Raw genomic sequence first — 6250 nt, forward strand, 5'->3', positions numbered from 1 at the left:
GGACTGGTCGCAGATTAAAACGAGTAACGGTAAAACTGGCTGGGTTGCCAACAAATACTTAAAAGAAGGCTCTGACCAGCCTGAAACAAACAACCCAACTGAAAAGGTTACAATTACGAAAGCTGCTAACCTACGTACGCAGCCAAGTTTAAGTGCAAGCATTCTTCGCGTAGCACAAGTCGGGGAGTCATTTAATAAAGTAGCTGAGTCAAATGGTTGGGTTCAAATTCAATATTCTAGTTCTCAAACGGCTTGGGTATCAAAAGGACTAACGAGTACTGAAGCACCTTCAACACCAGGTGAAGTAACAAACCCAACTTCAGGTTTAGAAAAGAAGTTAATTGTTATTGATCCAGGTCATGGTGGTCATGATCCAGGAGCCGTTGGTCAAGACGAGCTTGAAAAGAACCTAGCACTAAGAACAGCTAAATTAGTAGCAGCACAAGTTGAAAGCGCAGGTGGTACTGTACTATTTACTCGTTCTGACGACACCTTCATTTCGTTAGATGGCCGAACAAAAATCAGCAACGCAAGCGAAGCTGATGCATTCGTTAGCATCCACTATAATGCAGGAAGCTCATCCGCTACTGGAATTGAGACTTATTACTATTCAGCTCGCGATCAAGAACTTGCAAAATACATTCAAGAGAGCATGGTGCAACACACAAATATGAGAGATCGTGGTGCGCAACAAGCTAACTTCTATGTATTAAAACATAATAATAAGCGTTCCGTTCTTGTTGAACTTGGGTTTGTATCTAATCCAAGTGAAGAAGATCGTATTGCAACAGAACAATATCAGCAGCAAGTTTCTCGTGGTATTGCAGAAGGTATCTCACGCTATTTTGCAGCTACAAAATAAAAAAACTCTCCTTTTATGGAGAGTTTTTTTACCAACTAGCTTTTTTCACACCAGGAACTTGCCCTTTATAAGCTAGTTCTCGAAATGCAATTCGGGACATTTGAAATTGACGTAAATAGCCCCTCGGTCTTCCTGTTACACGGCACCGATTCTTTAAACGAGTTGGTGAGGAGTCACGCGGCAGTTTTTGTAACGCTTCATAGTCCCCTTTTTCTTTTAGTTCCTGTCGAAGAAGTGCATACTTTTCTACCAATTGTTGACGTTTACGTTCTTTTACAACCTTTGATTTTTTAGCCAATGAATTCTCATCCTTTCAATGCTCTTTTTTGATAGTAATCATTCCGATTTAAAACTTATACTTTACGAGCAATTTCTACATTAAAACATAGGTAGAAGCTTAATGCAAGCATAACGTTTCATTATTTTATTAAAATAACATTTGAAATTTATTCCATTTTTTAGGCATTGTTTATAGATAAAGAAAATATTTCAATAATATTACAGTTCATTTACATCTCGATAACTTCGCTTTTATTTGTCGAATTGTAGTATATAATCAGTTGTAGAAATTCCAAAAATAATATTTCTAAAGTAAAGGTGATTAAAAAATGAAATCAACTGGTATTGTAAGAAAAGTTGACGATTTAGGTCGTATTGTAATTCCTAAAGAACTACGCCGTGTACTTGAAATAGATGTAAAAGATCCTGTAGAAATCTTTGTAGAAACTGATCGCATTATTTTAAAGAAGTATGAGCCTAACGGAGCTTGTGCAGTTACAGGAGAAGTATCATCTGACAACGTAACACTTGCTGATGGAAAGCTAACATTAAGTCGTGAAGGCATGGAGCGTTTGCTTGAAGAATTAAAACAACATAATATTTAATGAACTTAAAAGGGAACCGCTGAATAGCGATTCCCTTTTTTACTGTTTTTATAGTACGCCAAACGTATGCAAGTACACGATGATAATAACAATTGGAATGATGTAACGAAGTAAGATCATCCATGCTTTAAACAAATATTTCGCTGTTCTGGAGCCTGATATGAATTCTTCATATACAGCATTTTTATCCATGCGATATGAAACAAAAAAGGAAATTAACAGAGCACCAAATGGCATTAAAATGTTAAGTGTTAAATAATCAAGCGCATCGAATAAAATTTTCCCACCAAACGTGATATCTGATAAAACACCAAAAGATAGAGCTGAAGGAACTCCAACAATGAAGATTAAAATCCCCAGAGTCCAAGATGCTTTCGTTCTCTTATCACTGTTCCCTTTTGTTACTGCTGCTACGATTGTTTCAAGTAAAGAAAATGCAGATGTTAATGTAGCAAACAAGAATAACGCTAGGAAAATTGTTAAAAACAAGCCGCCAAACGGAATTTGTTCAAACACAGCTGGTAGTACGTTAAATAGTAATCCTGGCCCTGCTGTTGGCTCTAAGCCAATTGAAAACACAGCTGGAAAAATCGCTAGCCCAGCAAAAATTGAAACCAAAATATTTAGTCCTACAATCATTCCACCTGAACGCTGCAGACTTTCCTCTTTATTTAAGTAAGAGCTGTATGTGACCATGATTGAAATCCCAATACTAATTGCAAAGAACGATTGACCCATGGCATATAAAATACTTTCAGATGTTAGCTTTGTAAAATCAGGATTTAAGAAAAATGCTACTCCTTCCATCGCACCATCTAATGTTAATGAACGAATAATTAATGCAATAAATAAAATAAATAGTGCTGGAAACATGTATTTATTTGCTTTTTCAATTCCATTTTGAACACCTTTAGCAACGACAACAATCGTAATAATCATAAAGAGTAATTGTCCTATAACCGGTGAAAAAGAGCTTGAAATTGTATCATTAAATAAAGCTGCGTAATCATCTGTTGAACCTACCAATTGATTTGTAACGCTTCTGTATAGATATAATATAATCCAACCACCAACAACGCTATAAAATGATAAGATGACAAAACTCGTAATAACTCCTAGACGTCCTATCCATACCCATGCCGTTCCTGGAGCAATTTTTTCATATGCAGAAATAGCGTCTTTTTGTGTGCTACGCCCAATAACAAATTCAGCTAATAGTAAAGGCAAGCCGATTAATAACGTAAAGAGTAAGAAAATTAATAAAAACGCGCCTCCCCCACTAGTTCCCGCAACATATGGGAATTTCCAAATTGCGCCGATTCCAACTGCTGAACCTGCTGCTGCCATGATAAAACCTAACTTTGATGTCCATTGATTTGTTTGATTCATCTTGATGTTCCTTTCCATCTAAATTTCTTCAACAAAAAAAAGCAGGCCTAACGTCTCTTTACAACAAGAGACGTTAGGCCTGCTGACCTCCGCGGTACCACTCTTTTTGATTTTAATTCATCGATTAAAATCCACTTTACTTGTACATCACGTACAAACCTTCTAACGGAGGTTATGCGTTAAGATATAATAAGAAGTGAATCCCGTTCCATCTTAAGAGCTCCTGGGCGAGTTCAAGGTCATCTTATACTGTTTCACACCAACCAACAGCTCTCTGTTATAATTAGATCCTCTACTACTCCCAATCAACGCAAAATGTATATTGAAGAATTTAGTCAATTTATTTCGAAAATTTATAATATACGTATCATAAGTCTTTTTCTCTATAGTGTCAACCACTTTTTCTTATTTTTTTCTCTATTTTTCTACAAAATTCGTCATTTTATGCATATATTTTTAACTTACATAGGCACCATGGTATACTGACTATGAAGTAAAAATTTACATATTAGGAGTGGTAATTAATGTCCTCATCTCAGCGTCTTTTACATCATTTTTCAGCTCATCGTAATGTAACAAATATGTTAATTGATAAGATTGAAGAAAATCATTATGATTATCAACCAACACCAACATCTATGTCAGCATATAAACTCACTACACACATGCTTACTTCTTTTTACACATTTGCGAAAGTAGCACAAGAGGGCAACCTTGCTCCATTGGAAGAAAAGCATGATATTGAGCAGAAAAACTTATCGGAATTAGCCTCTCATTATACTGAAAAAACAAAAGACATCCTAGCTTCTTTAACAGACGACCAGTTAAACTGCGTTATCGATACCTCTGCGGTATTTGGTCAAAAGATGCCCGCAAGCCAATTAGTGTCAATGGCAATCGATCATGAAATTCATCATAAAGGTAACTTATTTGTATATGTTCGAGAAATGGGTCATACAGACCTACCTCTATTTGTAAAGTGGGGATAATTCAGCAGCTTAATTGACTAGCAGTCAATTAAGCTGTTTTTTAAGAAGCTTGTAAATAAAGATAGAAGGGTCGTTCTATTTTGTCAGAATTGTGATATAATTTTACTATTCAATCGATTGTCTCTTACGTATTTTTCTCCTTAAGCTGTATTGATTGAACGACATGTTCTCGAACTACCTTTAATAAGGAGGCAGTATCAATATGAACCGCACACTCTCACACTCTTCGTTTATTTCGTCTTTTGGTGGAAATGTAATGAACATGCTCTCTCCTCAAGTTGGTGAAAACATCTTAGAAATTGGCTCAGGTAACGGATACATGGCAAATCAGCTTAGCTCTCTAGGTGTGAACATAACAGGTATTGATTCGTCGGAAAATATGATTGAACAGTCACAGCATCATTACCCTCACGTCCACTTTATGCGCGTCAATGCACTGGATTTAGACTATGAAGATCAGTTTGATGCAGTATTTTCCCAAAACACGCTTCACCTTATTCACCCTCCTACTGTTGTTATTAAAAATATTTATCGTGCGCTCAGACTACAAGGACGCTTTGTGACAGAGTTCAATGGCCAAAACCACCTTTATCCTGTTTTTAACGAGGTGCTGCGCCAGCTTGTCGTTTTCAATATTATTTCATCTAATTTTTCTCTCCCTTTTTATTTTCCGAGTATTGGAGAATACACTTCCTTGCTTGAGCAGCATGGATTCGATGTTCAAAGTGCTATTCATTTCATACAGCCTCTCGTTTTACAGCACGAAGATGGCCTTCGTAACTGGCTTGATACACATGCATCATCTCTTTTCAATAATATAACGCCTGAAACAAAACAAATTATCTTTAATAGAGTTGAAGACAAGTTACAAAAAACATTTTTCAAACAAGACGAATGGTGCTTGCCAGCAGCTTATATTCGCGTACAGGCTGTAAAAACAATCTAACATTACAAATTAGCAAAAAAGCCATGCGGTACTTCACCACATGGCTTTTAGAACGACAAAGACATTATTTAAAATGAAGCATATACCCTTTACCTCGCACTACCTGAATATCAAGCGTTTGTCCTATTTTTTTGCGAACTCGGTACATTAAAGAATTAAGCTCTTCCGGATTAACAAATACATCATTTTTTTCCATCACTCGTTCTGGCCAAACTTGTTTTTTGAGCATTTCTTTTGAAACGAAAGTATCGTGCTGTTGAAGTAAATACGATAAACACGCATATTCCTTCTCTGATAATACATATACTTCATCTTTTACTCTAATCTTTTGAAGTACGGGATCAAGTTCATATTGCTTAGATGTGTGAATCTCATTTAATAGTGGACCTAAATCTAATGTTGCGTCCATGTCTTGGCTAATAAATGTTAAGACAGCTGTATCATTTGCAATTGATATTTGATCCTGATGCTGCAGTGTATATGAGTGAGCGGGAATAAGCTTTTGTCCATTTATTTGCGTCCCATGTTTGCTATTTAAATCGATAAGCTGATAGTTGTTTTCATTGGTAGTGATTTTAAAGTGCTTACGAGAGATGTATGCGCTTTGAAACGCTAAATCAGGCAACCATCCATCTCCTTTTCGTCCAACTATAACAGTAGATTGTTCAAGAGGGACAGATGTTCCATTTACAAACGGAGCACCATGCTGAATAATGAGTGTACCATTCATCTGCATTACCTCTTTTTTCAGAATTTTCTTTATCTTATTATGTAATTATGATTATCGTATTTATTGCGATTGTATGTTACTTTCGATACTATCAACTTATCCACTCTTTTTATAATATATGTTCAATTTGTACAAGTAAATAATTTCAGCAAAGTTTAAGTGGATAGTCATAATTAAACTCATGAATTAAATTACAGTTTATTCTTGATAAACAATAATTAGTTATTTTGGCATATGCATATGTGATTACCTTCACAAATCTTATCTCTAAGCAAGTTACTGGAGGAAACAAAATGAACCGTGTAGCACAAGAAAAAGAAATTAAAGCGATTAAAAGACGTGTTGCTGTTGTACTACTAATTATGGGATCGTTCTTATTAACCGGCATAAGCTATGGAATTTATTCTATTATGATGCTGAACCTACATATATGATGATGTAAAAGAGTTT

8 protein-coding genes and 1 other annotated feature are annotated in these 6250 nt (G+C 35.6%); of the genes, 5 read left to right on the forward strand and 3 right to left on the reverse strand.

Going from position 1 to position 6250, the window contains the following annotated elements; translation table 11 throughout:
- The coding region (locus BFL01S_RS18495) for an N-acetylmuramoyl-L-alanine amidase family protein (protein ID WP_156474955.1) at positions 1 to 862 on the forward strand (862 nt) is incomplete at its 5' end.
- A 28-nt stretch (positions 863 to 890) separates the two neighbouring features.
- On the opposite strand, the gene rpsN is transcribed toward BFL01S_RS18495, so the two are convergent.
- A complete protein-coding gene (gene rpsN, locus BFL01S_RS18500) occupies positions 891 to 1160 on the reverse strand; it encodes a 30S ribosomal protein S14 (RefSeq protein WP_025909990.1) in 270 nt (89 codons plus the stop codon).
- 310 nt (positions 1161 to 1470) lie between these two features.
- Between rpsN and BFL01S_RS18505 the strand changes: the two genes are divergently transcribed.
- Positions 1471 to 1746, forward strand: a complete 276-nt coding sequence (locus BFL01S_RS18505; protein ID WP_025909989.1) for an AbrB/MazE/SpoVT family DNA-binding domain-containing protein — start codon at positions 1471 to 1473, stop codon at positions 1744 to 1746.
- Between the two features lie 48 nt (positions 1747 to 1794).
- On the opposite strand, the gene BFL01S_RS18510 is transcribed toward BFL01S_RS18505, so the two are convergent.
- On the reverse strand, positions 1795 to 3135 hold the full coding sequence (locus BFL01S_RS18510; protein ID WP_061786598.1) for a sodium-dependent transporter: 1341 nt from the start codon (positions 3133 to 3135) through the stop codon (positions 1795 to 1797).
- Between the two features lie 63 nt (positions 3136 to 3198).
- Positions 3199 to 3453 (reverse strand) — a binding site (T-box leader).
- Between the two features lie 206 nt (positions 3454 to 3659).
- On the opposite strand from BFL01S_RS18510, the gene BFL01S_RS18515 reads away from it, so the two are divergent.
- A complete protein-coding gene (locus BFL01S_RS18515) occupies positions 3660 to 4124 on the forward strand; it encodes a DinB family protein (RefSeq protein WP_025909987.1) in 465 nt (154 codons plus the stop codon).
- Between the two features lie 202 nt (positions 4125 to 4326).
- Entirely contained in the window at positions 4327 to 5070 is a 744-nt protein-coding gene (locus BFL01S_RS18520) for a class I SAM-dependent methyltransferase (RefSeq protein ID WP_025909986.1), read from the forward strand.
- A gap of 64 nt (positions 5071 to 5134) precedes the next feature.
- On the opposite strand, the gene BFL01S_RS18525 is transcribed toward BFL01S_RS18520, so the two are convergent.
- Positions 5135 to 5800: an FHA domain-containing protein gene (locus tag BFL01S_RS18525; RefSeq protein ID WP_061786599.1), complete on the reverse strand. Its 666-nt coding sequence runs from the start codon at positions 5798 to 5800 to the stop codon at positions 5135 to 5137.
- Positions 5801 to 6093: 293 nt separating this feature from the next.
- Here BFL01S_RS18525 and BFL01S_RS20850 point away from each other — a divergent pair, with 293 nt between their 5' ends.
- On the forward strand, positions 6094 to 6234 hold the full coding sequence (locus BFL01S_RS20850) for a hypothetical protein (RefSeq protein WP_167556122.1): 141 nt from the start codon (positions 6094 to 6096) through the stop codon (positions 6232 to 6234).
- Positions 6235 to 6250: the final 16 nt, after the last annotated feature.

It is taken from the genome of Priestia flexa NBRC 15715, assembly GCF_001591565.1.
Taxonomy (GTDB): Bacteria; Bacillota; Bacilli; order Bacillales; family Bacillaceae_H; genus Priestia; species Priestia flexa.